The sequence below is a fragment of the Selenomonas sp. FC4001 genome (genome assembly GCF_000701565.1).
Lineage (GTDB): Bacteria > Bacillota > Negativicutes > Selenomonadales > Selenomonadaceae > Selenomonas_A > Selenomonas_A ruminantium_B.
In genome coordinates, this window is sequence record NZ_JNJF01000011.1 from 124,587 (window position 1) to 141,795 (window position 17,209).

Sequence of the window (17,209 nt, forward strand, 5' to 3'; positions counted from 1 at the left end):
GAACGTACGCAAATCTTCTTGAAGAAATACGAGGAGTGAGCAATATGAAAACAATCGGCATTATGGGCGGTATGGGGCCAATGGCTACCGTGGATTTGATGAAGAAAATCATTTTGGCTACACCAGCGAAGAATGACCAGGAACATATTCCCATGTTGGTGGATAACAACTCACAGGTTCCCGACCGCACCAAGGCGATTATGGGACAGGGGGCATCGCCGGCGCCGGAAATGGTGAAAAGCGCTAAACGGCTGATGATGGCTGGAGCGGATTTCATCATCATTGCCTGCAATACGGCGCATTATTTCCTGCCGGAAATCCTGCCGCAGATTACCATTCCTGTGCTTTCCATCATCGATGTGGCTGCTGCTAGTGTCAAAGAAAAGGGCTATCAGTCCGTTGGGGTGTTGGCTACTAGTGGTACTGTCCGCACGGGACTTTATCAGAGGACTTTGGAGGCAAACGGGATTAAATGCATCATGCCGGCTGTAGAAAAACAGCATTTGATTGATGATATGATTTACGATGGGGTCAAGTCCACAAATAAGGCTTATGATACGACAGCGGTTAGGGAGCTGCTGAAGGAAATGCAGGCGCAGGGCGCTGAGGCCTTTATTCTTGGCTGTACGGAAGTGCCTGTGGCTGTAGATATGTATGGGCTGGAGGGCACATTTATTGACTCCACTGACGAGCTGGCCAAGGCGGCTGTTAAATTTGCCAAGATGGAAGCTACGGATGGAACCATGATTGCATAATGTCGTCTATATGTTGCACGTGAAACAATCCCCTGCAAGCAGAGTCCTTGCAGGGGATTGTTCGTGTGTAAAATGTTGTAAGGGGGGTTAGCGGGCAAGTTTTTCAATAAGGGGGATTGCACCTTTTGCCATACCCGTACCGTCGTGGCCGACGCCAGGTACTGTAATCAGCTGCCAGTTAAACTTTAAGTCCAAACTGGTGGCTTTTTCTTGTGCATTTTTATAGAAGTTATGTCCGCGTTCCAAACGATTTTGACCTTGTGCATCTGCTTCGGGGGTTTTGCGCAGAGCTCCTGAACGAAGTGTATCATTTTCACCTAAGAGAATGACAACTGGTTTAGTAAAGGCATTACGGAAATCTTTCTTCGTCAGGTTCAGTCCTTTTATGCCATAGGAGTAAGGAATGCTTTCATCGGGCATGGTGTACCAGCCGGAGTTCGCCGCAATGATGAGGTCAGCAGAGGTGCCTTTGTTCAAGAGTACATAACGGTGGACGAGCTGGGCACCAGCAGAGTGGCCATAGATGATGACGCGGCTTTTCTTGGCATGCGCCTGTTTTTTGGTTTCTTTGATGATGTTATCGATTACCGGGAAAATCCACTGTTTTTGCGGCTGCACGTTTCCACCCGTGTTGTCATTGTCGATAACGTTGCCGAAGTTGTAATACCGTACGCCGGGGAATTTACTCTCGGTGAATTCCGGGCAGGCGATGAGGAAATTATGCTTTTCCGCATATTCCTTCCAGCCTTGGCAGTATTCTTCCGCATTGCGCTTCAGACCGTGAAAGACGACGACGATGGGGCGGCCATCTTGCCAGGCGGCTGGCTTGTAGGTATATACCTTTAGCGAATCGCTAGTGGCGCCAGCCGTTTCCGCCATGGAAAAGGCACTTAGACCGGTGGGGAGTGGCTGTTTTTGTGCATGGACATCGTGAGATGGCAAAAGGATACACGTTAATAGCAGCAACAACCCCATAAGTAGAGAACGACCTTTCATTAAAAGCACTCCTTTCAAGGGTGATATAAATAATCATATCCGCCTAACGGTAAGAATCTGTCAGTTAAGCTTCTTCCTGACCGTAGTTTGTACGGATATATTCCCAGAATTTATCGACCAGAGGCGGATGTTTTTCCTCCCGCCGTCTTACCATAGCGATATGCTTGTAAAAGGGCTCTGTTAAAGTGCGGGATACAACATCAGCATGGTGGTTGAAATAGGTCAAACCGCTTTCCGAAATCAGACTGACGCCTAATCCGGATTGGACAAGGTCAATGCGCTGGCCGGGCGTATTGCAGTAGGTAACGATATTCGGGGTGAAACCCGCTTTCTGGCAGGCTGCCATAAAGACATCATAGGAAACATTTTCAGCCGTAGGGAAGATAAAATTTTCGGTCTGCAAGTCCTTCAGGTTTATTTGTGCTTGACTCACCAGCGGATGGGCTGGGGGGAGAATAACCATAAAGGGTTCATGCTGTAAGGAGAGCAGTTCAAATTCTGCAGTGGACAATTCGTTGGGGACAGCCATAATGGCAATGTCTACTTCGTGATTGCCCAGCATGTGGCAGAGTTTTTTGCTCAGACAATTGGTCAGGGAAAATTGCATTTGCGGGGAGATTTCGGTATTGAATTTAGAAAATATATCGGTAAGGGGGAGTTTTCCAAGACCCGTAATCACGCCGACGTGCAAAGTGCCTTGATTGTCACGGGCATAGTGCTGCATTTGCAGCTCAAGATGATTGATATCGGCTATTATCTTTTGGGCATAGCGGTAAAATTCTTCACCAGCCGGGGTCAATGTAATGGGATGTGAAATGCGGTCAAGAAGTTTAACCCCTAAATCCTCTTCGAGTTTGTTTATTTGCTGCGATAGAGCAGACTGGGAGACAAAGAGTTGTTTCGCTGCTTTTGTAAAGTGGTGTGATTCTGCTACCGCCATAAAATACTGTATTTGCCGCAAGAGCATGACGCATCACCTTTCTGCGTTTTTTCGGTTTCGCCATCATTATATACTGCTTTGTCATATTTTGTCCAATTAGATTGACTAATAAATTTAGAAGTATTGCGAATTTTACATTTAGTCTAGCAAATATTATGATAATGGTGTGGCCATGACATTTTGTTTTATCCAATAATGTTTTACAGGAGGTAGTTGGTATGGAGCTGGAAAAACAGCACTATTTGGACGAACTGGCTGAACTCGTCAATATCGACAGTGTTTCCTCTGAGCCAGAAGGTGCCGGTAAGATTGCTGCTTTTATGAAGGGAAAGTATGAATCGCTCGGCTGGCTGGTCGAAGAAGTCAGGTTGTCACCGACCATTGCACCTTGTCTGCGAATTGTAAACAGAGAGACTGACCATTATGATGTATTGGTGCTGGCGCATATGGATACGGTATTTCCACTGGGAACGGCTGCTAAGCGCCCCTTTAGAGTAGAGGGAAACCGCGCTTATGGTCCTGGGGTAATCGATTGTAAGGCGGGTATGTTGAGCGGTTTTTATGCACTGGCAAATCTACAGGCGCGAGGCGCTCTGCAAGAAGCATCTATTTGTGTGTTTCTCAATAGTGACCACGAAGGCATAAGTTCAAGGTATTCGGCAGCGTATTCTACGGAATTAGCCAGAAAAAGCCGCTACGTTCTTGTCCTGGAAGCTGGTCGTGCCAATGGAAACCTGGTTCATAAACGCAAAGGAATTGCCAGGTACCATATCAATATCAAAGGGGTAGCTGCGCATGCAGGTGTGGATTATCAAGCAGGTAGAAATGCCGTTGAGGAATTAGCTCATTGGATTATTGCCCTGCAGTCGGCCACCAATCTTACCAAGGAGACTACGGTAAATGTAGGCAAGGTCTGGGGGGGGACTGGCATAAGTGCCGTACCGGGAGAAGCCGGTGCTGCAATTGATGTACGTTATTATGACAAGGCCGAAATAGAGCGTGTGTCTGGGGTTATGAATGCATTACATAATCAGCCGCATGTAGAGGGAACGGCAGCTACCGTGGAAGGTGGCATAACAAGACCGCCGATGCTTCCTACGGAAAAAACCATGGAGCTTTGCCGACGCATTGATGAAATAGGGCAGGAAATCGGGGTCGATTTTGGCTGGACTGCCAGCGGTGGCGGTTCTGATGGCAGTTTTTCCGCAGCTGAAGGAATCCCCACAATTGATGGTTTAGGGCCAGTGGGCGGTGGCGCCCATAGTGAGGGTGAGTATCTGGAAATCGATAGTATTATTCCCCGCTACGAATTGCTGTGCCGGATTATACAGCATATTGTCGGTTTACGGTAAAAGAGGAGGAGAGTTTATGTTAGCGTTGGCCTTGGCTCTGATAACTACTGTGATTGTGGCCTATATGATTCTAAAGAAGAAAAATGCCCAGACGGTGCTTTTTGCTGGCGGCATATTTCTGATGGCCATGACAATACTAATGGGGTATCCTTTGCTGGATGGCAAGAAAACAACAGGAATGGTCTGGTTTGATATCTTTAAGTTTATCGAGGATACTTTTAGCTCCCGCGCAGCTGGGATAGGTTTGCTCATTATGGCTGTGGGCGGCTTTGCTAAGTATATGGAGCATATCGGGGCAAGTCGTGTTTTGGTTCATTTATCTGCTAAACCGTTAAGTATGATGAAATCTCCGTATTTGCTTTTAGCGGTCAGCTATGTGGTAGGGCAGCTGCTGAATATCGTTATCCCCAGCGCGGCAGGCTTGTGTGTATTGCTGATGGCAACGCTTTATCCTGTACTGACCAGTTTGGGGGTCAGCCGTTTATCAGCGGCGGCGGTCATTGCCACAGCACCTTGTCTGGATTTAGGACCGGCATCTGGTACTGCTGTGTTTGCGGCGAAAACGGCCGGTTTGGACGTGGCGGATTATTTTGTTGGCGAGCAGATTCCCATAGCGGTGGTTACAATTTTCGCGATTGCCGTAGCGCATTTTTTGGTACAGCGCTGGTTTGACCGGAGGGATGGTGTAGAGGCGAAGTCGATGACGTTTGTGGCCGCTGAAAAGGACGATTCTCTGCCGCCTGCTATTTATGCGATTTTACCGCTGGTTCCCATAGCACTTGTGCTTGTTTTCAGCAAGCTGTGTATATCTACCATCAAGATGCCGGTGGTTACGGCGATGATTATCAGCATCGCGCTGGCCATGTTGTTTGAATTAGTCCGTACAAGGGACGTAAAGACTGTATTTGACAGCATTAAAGTTTTCTTTGATGGGATGGGAAAGATTTTTGCTACGGTCATTACCCTAATTGTTGCAGGTGAGACATTTGCCTATGGCTTGACGAAAATTGGGGCCGTGGATATGATTATCAGCGGTGCCCAGAGTTCTGGTTTCGGCGCAGCCGGAATAACCTTGGTGATGGTTCTGATTGTTACGGTATCTGCTGTCATTATGGGGTCAGGCAATGCTCCCTTTTATTCGTTCGGGGCATTGGTACCGGACATTGCTGCAAAAATGGCCATTTTGCCTGCCGCAATGATAACGCCCATGCAGATGGCGTCCAGTATTGCGCGCAGCGCTTCGCCAATTACTGCAGCGGTGGTTGCTGTAGCTGGGGTGGCTGATGTATCGCCGGTTGACGTAGTAAAAAGAACTGCAATTCCGATGTTGGTGGCCTTGGTTACCTCTTTTGTGATGTCTGTACTGGTGTAATTAATATTTTAGGATAAAGAGGAGTGCAGGTTATGAAAAAAACAGTTTTAGCCATGTTGTCAGCCAGTCTGGTAGTGGGAACGGCTGCGGGGGCCAGCGCTGCCGCAAATCCTTTTTCTGATGTGCCCGCAGAGCATTGGGCGTACGAGGCCATAGCGACACTGGCTGCTGACGGGGTTATCGAAGGTTATGGTGATGGCCGCTATCAAGGGGCACGCAATATCACCCGCTATGAAATGGCGCAGATGGTGGCTAAGGCCATGGCAAAAGAAACGGGCAATCCAGCTGACAAAGGCCTTGTGGATAAGCTGGCAGCTGAGTTTGCTGAGGAATTAAATAATTTTGGTGTGCGTGTGGCCAAGTTAGAGAGAAATGCTGATATGGTAAAGTGGTCTGGCGAAGTTCGATATACTTACACCAGTGAACGGACCGAGGACACCACGGGAAAAACGAAGGATTCCACCAAGGAGGCGCTTTTATTGCGTCTTGAACCTAAAGCACAGGTCAATAAGAATTGGAATGTGCATGCACGGCTAGATTCGAGCATTGATACAAAAAAAGATGACACGGGTGATGTGGAATTAAAGCGTTTGTGGGCGCAGGGAAATTATAAGAATTTCAATGTGAAGATAGGGCGTATTCCGGATGCGACAAGTTATGACAAGAATTTAATGTTCTTTACCCAATTATCCGGTGTAGAGGTTAATTTTGGGAATAAGGTTAAGGTGCAGGCTCGTGCAGGACGCATAAATAAGGCTAATCTGCGTTATGAACAAGCACTGAATCGAGCCACCAAGCGCAAAGCTTCTGAAGATGTAGCATCTATACAAAGTTTGGCCGTAACGGTTAATCCGGGAAAGCTTTCATTGACCGGTGCTTATTATCACCTTAAGAGTGGTATGTTTAAAGACACGTTTTACAGCAGAGGAGCCAATGAGGAAAATGCTCATATCTGGGAAGCAGCGGCAACTTACCGCTTTGACAAGAATGTTTCTCTGACCGGTGCTTATATGCAGAATACAGCCGCAGATTACTATAATCGTTCCGGACTGCTGCATCTTGCCTATAAGGGCGCCAATAAATTGCATCAAGGCTCATGGGGGGCTTATCTATCGTATCGTCATCAAGGCGCTAATACATCCATGTATCCATCTTGTGATGGCGCCTTCTATAATACGAAGGGCGTAGAAGTTAGCGCACAGTATACCATTTTCCCCAATGTGCAGGCTAAGGCAATTTATTTTCGGGGCAAGCAGCTCGAAAATGACCGCAAGGCAGAAAAACTGTTCGCCCGCGTAGAGTATTGGTTCTAATCCTATCGTTTCCTTCATGTTGCACGTGAAACAAGGCCCTGCAAGCGTTTTTGCTTGCAGGGCCTTTGTGTCAGCTGATTTGCCATGTAACATGACTGCCTTTTTCGTTTTTATTGACGATGAGTTGGTTGTCGATTTCCTGTTTGAGCTCCGTTACATGGGAGATAATGCCGATGAGTTTATTGCCGGCAGAGAGGCGCTTGAGGACTTTGATGGCTTGACTGCGGGAGTGGTCATCAAGGGAACCAAAACCTTCATCGATAAACATGATATCGAGGTTGATGGCGGTGGTGTTGGCTTGAATCTGGTCAGACAGGCCTAGCGCCAGTGACAGGGCGGCCATAAAGGACTCGCCGCCAGAGAGCGTTTTGATATCGCGCTCCTGACCGGTGACGGTGGAATAAACCCGGAGGTCGAGGCCGCGATTCTTGCCCTGTCCCGCATCTTCCACAGGCATCAGGCGCAATTCGAATTGTCCGGCGGACATCTCAGCAAAGCGGTAATTGGCGGCCAGAAGGATTTGCTGTAAATAATGGCGCTGGACGAAGGTTTCAATATCCATGCGGCTGCCCGTCATTTTACCGGAGAGGCGGCTGTAGAGATTTTCGATGCGCGCCGCCGCGGCAATTTTATTGTTGCGATTGCCCATGAGTTCGCGTAAGGATGCAGTGGCTTCTTCATTGCGTTGTCGCAGCTGCTGCAGGTGTTTTAGCTTGTCACCAAGCTCCTGCCATTGAACATTAAGCGTATCCTGTGTGGCGGCAAGAGCGGTTAAGTCAGGACGTTGCTGGCCGTTGATATTTTTTAGCTGTGTCTCTTTCTGTCCCTGAACTTTTAAGGCGGTATTTTTATACTGCTGATAACGAGTTTTTTTATCCTCACCATCCTGAGCTGTGTATTCGGCAGTTAGGGCTTGCCATTGCGCTTCCGTCATATTTTTGGTTGTGCAGTGCTTTTGATAGGCTTCATAGGCTGTTTCCTTGGCCGTATTTTGCTGGGGAATTTTTTGGCTGCAGTCTTTGATGATGGTTTCGGCTTCCTGTCGGGACTTCTGGGCTGCTGCCAGTTCGCCTTCGGCTTTTTTCGCTTTTTCTTGTGCCTGTTGGAGTTGTTTTTGACCGGCCTCTAACGCTGCTTCGGCAGCGGCAGGAGAATTATAGGTCTGTTGTCCTTTTAAGGTGGTCAGCTGGCTGGAAAGGCTCTGCCACTTGGTTTCGAGTTCCCTGTGCCTTGTGTCGGCCTTTTGGGCGGTCTGTTCCAGTTCTGCGAGCTTATTGCTGCTGGTGGCTAGATTCTCTTTGAGCGCGTTGGCTTCCTGTACTTCCAGCGAATATTTTTGCAGTTTCTGCTGGATGACGGCGGCCCATTTATGCAATTCCTGAGCGATAGCAGACAGGCTGGTGTCGGCGGGAATTTTGGCTTCCTGCAGACTGGCCGTGAATTTTTCCTTGGCAGACTGGTATTGTTCCGTGAGATTTTTGCAGTTTGTCAGGGCTTCACTGGCTTTTTGCGCGGCCTTGCTCTGCTGAATGTTGAGCTGATTGACCTGCTTCTGTAAGTCTTCCAATGCCTGCCGCTCAAGCGGTTGTTCACTGGCAGACAGGACATAGGGATGGGGGTGTGTGGTGGAACCGCAGACCGGGCAGGGCATATTGGGCTCTAAGTCGGCCGCTAAAAGGCCAGCCTGAGCATTCAGGAAAATCCGATGGGCGTGTTCATAGGCATCACGTTTTTGCTGGTAGTTATCTTCTGCCTGCTTGAAGGAATTTTGCGCCTGTGTTGCTGCGTCATGAGCGGCTGAGCGCTTTTTGTCCAGTTCTGCCAGTTCCAGCTGTTGTTTTTGCCAGGCTTCTACTTTCCCCTGTTTCTCTGCCCATTTCTGTTTTTCACCTGCGGCTGAGGATAATTCCTGAAAGCGCTTGTTCCATTGCTTGATGTCCTCGTTAAAATCGGCGAAGCTTTTTTGTGCCTTCTCTTTTTCTATTTGGGCAGCAGCAGCTTGCGCTTGGGCAGCGGCACAGGCTTTTTCGGATGCGGCTATGGCGGCAAAATTTTCTTTGGCGGCCGTAACTTTTGTCTGCAGTGCGGAGAAGGCGGATAATTCCTGTGTGTATGCCTTCTTGGCTGCCTGACTTTGGCTCGTGGCTGTTTCTTCAGCTGTTTTGAGTTCGGGAAGGCGGGCTGTTTCGCGTTCCTTTTGGGCCATGGTATCCTGCAGGAGTTTTGCCTGACTGGCGTAGAGGTCATGGGCTGACTTTATCTGATAGGCATCCATGATTGCCTGAGCGAGTTGGGCATTTTTTTCCTGATCGCTCTGCTGGGCTGCGAGTTCCTTTTCTTGTTCCGTAATCTTATCCAATTCAGCATAAGCGCCTGCGAGAAGTTTTCCTGCAGTATACTGGGATATGCTCTGTTCTCTTTGCGCCGATAGCGTCGTAAAGTTCTGCTTGAGTTCCTTTTCCTGTTGGGCAAGGCTTTCACAGAGAGAGGGCAATTCTTCCAGCAGTTTTTCGATGGTGACGATATTCGGCTTTTCGGACTTGATAATGGCTGCTTTTAGTTCGGCTATAGAATGGTCAGAGGCTATATTTTCCGGCAGCTGTATATCTTCGGCTTTCAGTTTGCAGCGCAGCAGGAGTTTATCCATTTCACTCTGGGCTGCCTTGTTCCGCTCCTTTAAGTTATCCGTAATCTGTTGAAAAATAGCGGTGTTGAACAGCTTGCGGAAAATCTCCTTTTTTGTGCCTGAGTCTGTGCGCAGGAGTTCCATAAATTCCCCTTGGGCAATCATGCCGACCTGCATGAACTGCTCCTTGGTCAGGCCGATGATTTCCTGCAGCTTATTGTTGATTTCGTTATTCTTGCCGCTGAAATCCCGGCCATCAGGCATGGTCAGCGCAATGGTTTCATTGACAGGGATATCCCCGCCCTGGCCACGTTGGCGTTTGCGCAGATGGGCAGGGGAGCGGTGGACGGTATAGATTTCTTCAGCGCCGCCTTTGGCTTCACTGAAGGTCAGCTCCACAAATGGTGTGACATCTCTGCCGACAAACTGGCTTTGCAGGTCGTTGCCGTTTTTTTTGTTGGTATTGGAGCTGTTTTCGCCATAAAGGGCGTAGACCAGGGCATCAAAAATCGTGGTCTTGCCTGCACCGGTATCTCCGGTAACGAGAAAAAGACTTTGTACGGGACGTGTAAAGTCAATGATGGTTCGCTCCCCATAGGAGCCAAAGGCCTGCAGGGTCAGTTTTATGGGTTTCATGCCTGTTTCTCCTTTCCGTTCGACTGCTGTATGTCGTTGATGATTTCTGTAAGCAGTTTTTCTTCTTCTGGGTCAATATCTTCCAAAAAATTTTTACAGAGGTCGAAGGGGGAAAGGATATCTTGAGCCGTAATCTTTTGCTGATAGTTGACCTGCCGCTGACTTTCCCGTTGGATTTCTAACAGGTTGGGGAAGGCTTCGCGCAGTCTGTCCTGCATGTCGAAGACATCCAAGTCCTCTTTATCCGTGAGGGTGATGCTGACATAATCATCAGAAGGCAGGGCCAGTATATTTCGGAGCGTATCTTTCAGTTTGCGGACAGGGTGCAGTGGTTCCAGGGGGAGTACGGTGGTCTTAACATTGTTTTTTTCCGCCAGTTCCACCTCAATGATTCCCTTAGTTTGGCCAGCCTCGCTGATGGAGCAGGCCAAAGGTGTGCCGCAATAACGGTAACAATCCTTGCCGTTGAGTTTTTGAGGCTTATGGATATGGCCAAGGGCGGCGTAGTCGAACTGCTCCAGTATATCGCCGTTGATGGAGTCGATATTGCCCACGGTGATGATTTCGGAATCACTACGAGTGACATCATCAGCACTGCCTCCGATGGAAAGATAGAATTGATGGCTGACCAGCACATTGCGCTGCGTCTGGTCAATTGTTTCACGTGCAACAAGAGCATGGAGGGCGGCGTCATAGGATAGATTATTTCCGTTCTCATCCGTACCTGTGATGCGTTTGACCATGGAGGGCTTGACGAAGGGCAGCAGGTAGAAGTTTACCGGGCCGTACTCATCGCTAAGGGTGACTTTGGGGATGTATTCATCTTCTTCCATGGGGGGCAGGCCGATGAGATGGATTTTATGACTGGCCAGCACCTGGCGGAATACATTGACCCGCTGGGCGCTGTCATGGTTTCCGGAAATCAGCATGATTTCCGCATGGGGCACCGCCTGATGCAGTTGGGTGATAAACTCGTCAAACAGGCCTACAGCCTCTGCTGAGGGTATGGCCTTATCATATATATCCCCTGCGATAACAACGGCCTCTGGCTGGCGTTCACGGGTTTTGGTGACGATTTGTGCCAATATATGCTGCTGGTCCTCGGTCAGGTCATGGTTGATCAGCTTCAGGCCGATATGCAGGTCGGATAGATGAAAGAATTTCATGGCTGCGCCTCCTGTAGGATAATTGCTCTCTCTATTATACCGCGAAAATTGCGCACGAAAAAGCCAGCCCAAGGGGACTGGCCTGACTTTTTCTAATGTGATGTTGTGTTATGGAAAGGAAGAGAGAATATACAACAGTTATATACTCTCAAGTCTTCGATAAATAGTATTATGTCATAGAAATAGGGAAGTGTAAAATACGGTTTTTTGATAAATGTATAAGTTTTTCCTATATGTTTTGTGTCCTGACAAGAGAAGGTTTGCCTGTGGTAAAAGTGGAACAACGGGGTTATAATAAAAAGAACAGAATGATGAGGTGAAGAATGATGACCCTTATACAGATGCGTTATTTTTATGAAGTCTGCCAATGGCAGAATATCACCAAAGCAGCGGAGCATCTGCATGTTTCCCAGCCTACCATCAGTGTAGCCATGCAGACTCTGGAGGCAGAGACGGGCTTGAATCTCTTCCATCGTGAAGGAAGAAAGATACTCATTACCAATGAGGGAAGCAAATTACTTGGCAAAGTCAAACACATTTTGGACCAGATAGACCAGTTAGATGATGAAATTCAGGACATGGCACACAATCGCAATCATATTCGCATGGCGATGCCCTTGCAGCTCGGGACACAATTCCTGCCCCGGATTCTGGGTGAGTTCCGTCAGCAGCATCCGGAAATCCGCCTGGATATCATTGAATCCGGCGGTATCTCTGCCTTGAACATGGTGGAGGAGGAGAAGCTCGATATCGCCTTTACCAACTATGAAGCCGGTTTTAGCCAAAAACTCAATTATGAAAAGCTCTTTGCCTGCGAATGCTGTCTCGTAACCCGTCCGGAAAATCCCTTGGCGGCAAAATCATATATTACATTGGAGGATGTCCAGGAAGAACCGCTGGTCTTATTGGATAGCAGTTTCTTTGTCTATCGCATGGTACATGATATGTATGCCAAGGAGAACGGCAAGCCGCAGATCGTGCATTATTCGCCGTATCTGCATACCATCAAGAATCTGGTGCGGGCTGGGATTGGCAGTACCTTCCTAACACGTCAGGCTGTTCTACAGCGGGATGATTTGGTTGTTATTCCCATGAAAGAACCCTTCTATATCAATTCCGGCATCGTCACCAAGAAGGGCCGGCAGGTCTATGATGACGAGCGGCTGCTCATTAAGTATCTAAAGGAAATCACCGGCAACTGTGCACGGTGACACAATCCTGGTCCCCAGCAGATTTCTTTGCCGGGGGCCTTCTTATAAAAAGAATTTACTGAAAATACCATAAAGATTTATAAATATAGCACAAATAAAAAACGATAAAAACATTGACAAAGCAATTTGGTAATGTTATATTATAAATGTGCTCGAACACAGAATGGTAAATCACAATGGTAGACAACAAAGAAGCGAGGTTAGTACACAATGACAATGGGTTCCTCTAATGCACAGGAGAAGAAAATCTCCAGCGCATTCATTTATTTCTTTGGTTCGTTTGGTGGTATTCTTTTTGGCTATGATATCGGCGTTATGACCGGCGCACTTCCCTTTCTGCAGAATGACTGGGGCCTGGCAGGAAACGCCAGCATTATCGGCTGGATTACTTCTTCTGTAATGTTCGGCGCCATCTTTGGCGGCGCTTTAGCAGGTCAGCTTTCTGATAAGCTGGGCCGCCGCAAAATGATTCTTTTATCAGCACTTATTTTTGTCGTAGGTTCGATTTTATCCGGTTTGGCACCGCAGGACGGTTCCCTATATCTGATTGCGGTTCGTGTGCTTTTGGGCTTGGCTGTTGGTGCAGCATCTGCACTCGTGCCGGCTTATATGTCGGAAATGTCTCCGGCTCGTCTGCGCGGGCGGCTCTCCGGTATCAACCAGACCATGATTGTATCCGGTATGCTCCTGTCTTATGTAGTTGACTTCTTATTAAAAGATATGCCGGAAACGCTGGCTTGGAGACTCATGCTGAGTCTGGCCGCCGTACCTGCCATCATTTTGTTCTTGGGCGTACTTCGCCTGCCGGAATCTCCGCGTTTCCTCGTCCGTCATGGCAAAATTGAGGAAGCTCGTCAGGTGCTTGGCTTTATCCGTGAAAAACATGAAGTGGATGCAGAACTCCGCGATATTCAGGAAACGGCTCAGGAAGAATCGGCAGCAGCTGCCAATACTTCCTTTAGTACACTTCTCTCTGATAAATATCGCTATCTGGTTACCGCTGGCGTTGGTGTGGCTGCCTTCCAGCAGTTCCAGGGCGCTAATGCAATTTTCTATTACATTCCGCTGATTGTGGAACAGGCTACGGGTCAGGCCGCCAGCTCCCAGCTGATGTGGCCGATTATTCAGGGCATTCTGCTGGTTCTTGGTTCGCTGGTATTCCTGGCTGTGGCTGACCGTTTCAACCGCCGCACGCTGCTGACTTTGGGCGGCACGGTTATGGGCCTGTCCTTCATCCTGCCGGCTGTTATCAACAGCATTGTGCCGGATACGGACCCCATGATGATTGTTGGTTTTCTGTGTGTGTATGTTGCGTTTTACTCCTTTACCTGGGCACCCCTTACCTGGGTAATTGTTGGTGAAATATTCCCCTTGGCAATTCGCGGCCGTGCTTCCGGTATGGCTTCCTCCTTCAACTGGATTGGCTCCTTCCTGGTCGGTCTGTTATTCCCCATTATGACCGCCAGCATTTCGCAGGCCGCCGTATTTGCCATCTTTGGCTGCATCTGCCTCTTAGGCGTAGCCTTTATCCGGAACTGTGTACCGGAAACGCGTGGTGCAACGCTGGAAGAAATTGAAGCAGCGGGAATTGCACACGAAAAAAAAGATGAAGCCTGCCCGGCGACAAATATGGGCTAAATATACGACCTCGTTCATATCTGATGTGGACGAGGCGGTATATTAAGATATAACCGTCATCATTTAGGAGGTTATTGGTTATGGACTTGGTAAAAAATGCGGCTAGCATTGAAAGCGGTGCTACGGCACTAGGGGTGGAGCTGGGTTCCACACGCATCAAGGCCGTGCTCGTGAACGAGAACTGTGAAACGTTGGCAACTTCCAGTTTTGAATGGGAAAACCAACTGGTGGACGGCATCTGGACTTACGAAATGTCCGAAGCCTGGAAGGGAATTCAGACCTGCTTTAAGGAGCTGGCAGCGGATGTCAAGAGTCGCTATCATGTGTCCCTGACACAGATTGGTTCCATCGGCATCAGTGCCATGATGCACGGCTACCTGCCCTTTGACAAGGACGGCAAGCAGCTGGCGCCCTTCCGCACCTGGCGGAACAATATCACGGGTGAAGCGGCAGATAAGCTGACGGAGAAACTTTCCTTCAATATTCCGCAGCGCTGGAGCATTGCCCATCTGTACCAGGCCATTCTGAATGGTGAGGAACACGTAAAGGATATTGACTTCTTAACGACTTTGGCAGGCTACATTCATTGGCAGCTCTGCGGTGAGAAGGTTTTGGGCGTCGGCGATGCCTCGGGCATGTTCCCGATTGATGAGGCAACGGGCGATTATGATGCTGGCATGGTCAAGATTTTCGATGGCCTGCCGGAAGTGGCAGCGTTCCCCTGGAAGCTGACGGCAATACTGCCGAAATCCCTACGGGCTGGCGTGGAGGCCGGTCATCTGACGGAAGCCGGGGCAAGATTGCTCGACCCCACTGGCACATTGCAGGCCGGTGCCCTCATGGCACCGCCGGAAGGGGATGCCGGCACGGGTATGGTATCCACCAACAGCGTGCGCAAACGCACGGGCAATATTTCTGTAGGTACTTCCGCATTCTCCATGAATGTGTTGGATGAACCCTTGAAGCAGGTGCATCGCGATATCGACATCGTAACAACCCCTGACGGTGCCAATGTTGCCATGGTACATGTTAACAACTGTTCTTCTGATATCAATGCCTGGGTGAATATGTTCGGCGAATTTGCCAAGGCCATTGGCCACGAACAGACGCCGGCAAAACTCTACAGCACCTTGTTCAACACTGTACAGGGCGCCGACAAGGATGCAGGCGGTCTGGTGAATTACAGCTGCCTTTCCGGTGAGAATATCACCAACGTGGAAGCCGGCCGGCCGTTGTTTGTCAGAACCCCGCACAGCCATATGAGCCTGGGCAACTTCATGCTGGCGCAGCTCTACGGTGCCTTTGCGCCGCTGAAAATCGGCATGGATGTGCTGATTAAGGATGAAGGTGTAAAGACTGATGTGATGGTGGCTCAGGGCGGTCTGTTCAAGACGCCGGTCATTGCACAGCAGGTGCTGTCCGACAGTCTGGGGATTCCCATTACCGTAATGGAAACTGCCAGCGAAGGCGGTCCTTGGGGCATGGCAGTGCTGGCAGTCTACGCCAAGACAAATGCAGGTCAGGAAAGCCTGCCGGATTTCCTGGATACCAAGGTTTTCAAGAATCCTCAAAGCACCACGCTGACACCTAATGCAGAAGGTGTTGAGGGCTGCAAGAAGTTTATTGCGGCTTATCAGGAAGGTCTGCCGCTGGAACAGCAGGCCGGTAAAGTCGTCGCGGATAAATAAGTCAATAATGTAGAAGGGAAGTAATTTCAATGTTGGAAGTAAAAAATTATGAATTTTGGTTTGTTGCAGGCAGCCAGCATCTCTATGGTGAAGAACAGCTCAAAAATGTAGAACGTGACACGCAGGACATTGTGGACAAACTCAATGCCAGCGGCAAACTGCCGTATAAGGTCGTCTGCAAAGGCGTTATGACCACGGCTGATGGCATCACGCAGTTCATGAAGGATGTCAACTATCATGATGAAGTAGCTGGTATCATCACCTGGATGCATACCTTCTCTCCAGCCAAAAACTGGATTCGCGGCACGAAACTCCTGCAGAAACCGCTCCTGCATCTGGCTACCCAGTATCTCAACGAAATTCCCTACGCTACGATTGACTTTGACTACATGAACCTCAACCAGAGTGCTCATGGCGACCGTGAATACGGCTATCTTAACTCCCGTCTGAACATCAACAACAAGATTGTTTATGGCTACTGGGGTGACGAGGAAGTTCAGAAGGAAATTGCTGACTGGCAGGATGTAGCTGTAGCTTACAACGAAAGCTTCCATATCCGCGTCTGCCGTTTCGGTGATACCATGCGTGACGTAGCTGTTACCGAAGGTGATAAAGTAGAAGCTCAGATTCAGCTCGGCTGGACGGTTGACTACTGGCCGGTCGGTGAACTCGTGGATGAGGTAGATGCTGTTTCGGAAGCTGACATCGACGCAGAATACAAGAAACTGGCTGAAATGTACACGCTCAATCCGCAGGACAACCCGCAGGAAAAATTTGAGGCATCTGTACGCTATCAGCTCCGCGAATACATTGCCATCAAGAAATTCCTCGATGATAGAGGCTACAATGCTTTCTGCACCAACTTCCAGGACCTCAAGGGCCTCAAACAGCTGCCGGGCCTGGCTGCCCAGATGCTGATGCGTGACGGCTATGGCTTCGCTGCTGAAGGTGACTGGAAGCATGCTGCTCTGACCCGCCTGCTGAAAATCATGGCCCACAATGACCGTACCGTATTTATGGAAGACTATACCCTTGACCTGCGCAAAGGCCATGAAGCAATCCTCGGTGCGCATATGCTCGAAGTTGACCCGACGATTGCCAGCGACAAACCGAAAGTTGAAGTTCATCCGCTCGATATCGGCGGCAAGGATGACCCGGCCCGTCTGGTATTCACCGGCGCTGATGGCGAAGCAGTCGATGTAACGGTCGCTGACTTCCGCGATGGTTTCCGTATGATCAGCTATCCTGTTGACTGCCGCAAAGCAGAGGCTGAAACCCCGCATCTGCCGGTGGCAAAACAGCTTTGGACGCCGAAATGCGGCCTCAAGAAAGGTTCCACCGAATGGATTAAAGCTGGCGGCGGCCATCACACGGTACTGTCCTTCCGCCTCACGGAAGAACAGATTCATGACTTGGGCGTAATGCTGGGCGTAAATCTCGTTGAAATCTGCTAAGTCCTATAAAAAGCCCCTATTGTAATAGAGTCGTTCATCTTGTATGATAAGTACAGATGAAC

The 17,209-nt window shown here is 49.1% G+C and carries 12 protein-coding genes; 8 read left to right on the top strand and 4 right to left on the bottom strand.

From position 1 onward, the window contains the following. Positions 1-44 precede the first annotated feature (44 nt). Positions 45-755, top strand: a complete 711-nt coding sequence (locus tag T320_RS05680; RefSeq protein WP_037353838.1) for a cysteate racemase — start codon at positions 45-47, stop codon at positions 753-755. A gap of 87 nt (positions 756-842) precedes the next feature. Here the strand turns inward: T320_RS05680 and T320_RS05685 are convergent, their stop codons facing one another. Beyond that, complete coding sequence (locus T320_RS05685; protein ID WP_231465852.1) at positions 843-1,634, bottom strand: alpha/beta hydrolase family protein; 792 nt, start codon at positions 1,632-1,634, stop codon at positions 843-845. 181 nt (positions 1,635-1,815) lie between these two features. After that, positions 1,816-2,718: a LysR family transcriptional regulator gene (locus tag T320_RS05690; RefSeq protein ID WP_037353841.1), complete on the bottom strand. Its 903-nt coding sequence runs from the start codon at positions 2,716-2,718 to the stop codon at positions 1,816-1,818. 191 nt (positions 2,719-2,909) lie between these two features. On the opposite strand from T320_RS05690, the gene T320_RS05695 reads away from it, so the two are divergent. Genes T320_RS05695 through T320_RS05705 form a run of 3 tightly spaced genes read left to right on the top strand, consistent with a single transcriptional unit; the run spans position 2,910 to position 6,728 of the window. Continuing rightward, a complete protein-coding gene (locus tag T320_RS05695; RefSeq protein ID WP_037353843.1) occupies positions 2,910-4,043 on the top strand; it encodes a M20 family metallopeptidase in 1,134 nt (377 codons plus the stop codon). A 16-nt stretch (positions 4,044-4,059) separates the two neighbouring features. Next, entirely contained in the window at positions 4,060-5,415 is a 1,356-nt protein-coding gene (gene dcuC / locus T320_RS05700) for a C4-dicarboxylate transporter DcuC (RefSeq protein WP_037353844.1), read from the top strand. Between the two features lie 32 nt (positions 5,416-5,447). After that, on the top strand, positions 5,448-6,728 hold the full coding sequence (locus T320_RS05705; protein ID WP_037353846.1) for an S-layer homology domain-containing protein: 1,281 nt from the start codon (positions 5,448-5,450) through the stop codon (positions 6,726-6,728). A gap of 70 nt (positions 6,729-6,798) precedes the next feature. On the opposite strand, the gene T320_RS05710 is transcribed toward T320_RS05705, so the two are convergent. Both T320_RS05710 and T320_RS05715 read right to left on the bottom strand, forming a co-directional pair. After that, the gene (locus tag T320_RS05710) at positions 6,799-9,990 is read right to left on the bottom strand and encodes an AAA family ATPase (protein ID WP_037353848.1); all 3,192 of its coding nucleotides are present in this window, start codon (positions 9,988-9,990) and stop codon (positions 6,799-6,801) included. Further along, the gene (locus tag T320_RS05715; RefSeq protein ID WP_037353851.1) at positions 9,987-11,156 is read right to left on the bottom strand and encodes an exonuclease SbcCD subunit D; all 1,170 of its coding nucleotides are present in this window, start codon (positions 11,154-11,156) and stop codon (positions 9,987-9,989) included. The genes T320_RS05710 and T320_RS05715 overlap by 4 nt, the downstream gene beginning before the upstream one ends. Before the next feature lie 326 nt (positions 11,157-11,482). Here T320_RS05715 and T320_RS05720 point away from each other — a divergent pair, with 326 nt between their 5' ends. From T320_RS05720 to araA, 4 genes are all read left to right on the top strand, one after another. Further along, positions 11,483-12,367, top strand: a complete 885-nt coding sequence (locus tag T320_RS05720; RefSeq protein ID WP_037353903.1) for a LysR family transcriptional regulator — start codon at positions 11,483-11,485, stop codon at positions 12,365-12,367. Between the two features lie 210 nt (positions 12,368-12,577). Further along, positions 12,578-14,005, top strand: coding sequence for a sugar porter family MFS transporter (locus T320_RS05725; protein ID WP_026759576.1), 1,428 nt, complete (start codon positions 12,578-12,580; stop codon positions 14,003-14,005). A gap of 80 nt (positions 14,006-14,085) precedes the next feature. Next, positions 14,086-15,693 (top strand): xylulokinase, encoded by a 1,608-nt coding sequence (locus tag T320_RS05730; RefSeq protein WP_037353854.1) that lies wholly within the window; start codon positions 14,086-14,088, stop codon positions 15,691-15,693. Positions 15,694-15,722: 29 nt separating this feature from the next. Further along, on the top strand, positions 15,723-17,147 hold the full coding sequence (araA, locus tag T320_RS05735) for an L-arabinose isomerase (protein ID WP_026759574.1): 1,425 nt from the start codon (positions 15,723-15,725) through the stop codon (positions 17,145-17,147). Positions 17,148-17,209: the final 62 nt, after the last annotated feature.

Excerpts from the sequence above, each read along its gene's own strand:
- T320_RS05690 (WP_037353841.1), bottom strand. The coding sequence starts at position 2,718 with ATGCTCTTGCGGCAAATACAGTATTTTATGGCGGTAGCAGAATCACAC.
- T320_RS05695 (WP_037353843.1), top strand. The coding sequence starts at position 2,910 with ATGGAGCTGGAAAAACAGCACTATTTGGACGAACTGGCTGAACTCGTC.
- T320_RS05705 (WP_037353846.1), top strand. The coding sequence starts at position 5,448 with ATGAAAAAAACAGTTTTAGCCATGTTGTCAGCCAGTCTGGTAGTGGGA.
- T320_RS05720 (WP_037353903.1), top strand. The coding sequence starts at position 11,483 with ATGACCCTTATACAGATGCGTTATTTTTATGAAGTCTGCCAATGGCAG.
- T320_RS05725 (WP_026759576.1), top strand. The coding sequence starts at position 12,578 with ATGACAATGGGTTCCTCTAATGCACAGGAGAAGAAAATCTCCAGCGCA.
- T320_RS05710 (WP_037353848.1), bottom strand. The coding sequence starts at position 9,990 with ATGAAACCCATAAAACTGACCCTGCAGGCCTTTGGCTCCTATGGGGAG.
- dcuC (WP_037353844.1), top strand. The coding sequence starts at position 4,060 with ATGTTAGCGTTGGCCTTGGCTCTGATAACTACTGTGATTGTGGCCTAT.
- T320_RS05715 (WP_037353851.1), bottom strand. The coding sequence starts at position 11,156 with ATGAAATTCTTTCATCTATCCGACCTGCATATCGGCCTGAAGCTGATC.
- T320_RS05685 (WP_231465852.1), bottom strand. The coding sequence starts at position 1,634 with ATGGCGGAAACGGCTGGCGCCACTAGCGATTCGCTAAAGGTATATACC.
- T320_RS05730 (WP_037353854.1), top strand. The coding sequence starts at position 14,086 with ATGGACTTGGTAAAAAATGCGGCTAGCATTGAAAGCGGTGCTACGGCA.
- araA (WP_026759574.1), top strand. The coding sequence starts at position 15,723 with ATGTTGGAAGTAAAAAATTATGAATTTTGGTTTGTTGCAGGCAGCCAG.
- T320_RS05680 (WP_037353838.1), top strand. The coding sequence starts at position 45 with ATGAAAACAATCGGCATTATGGGCGGTATGGGGCCAATGGCTACCGTG.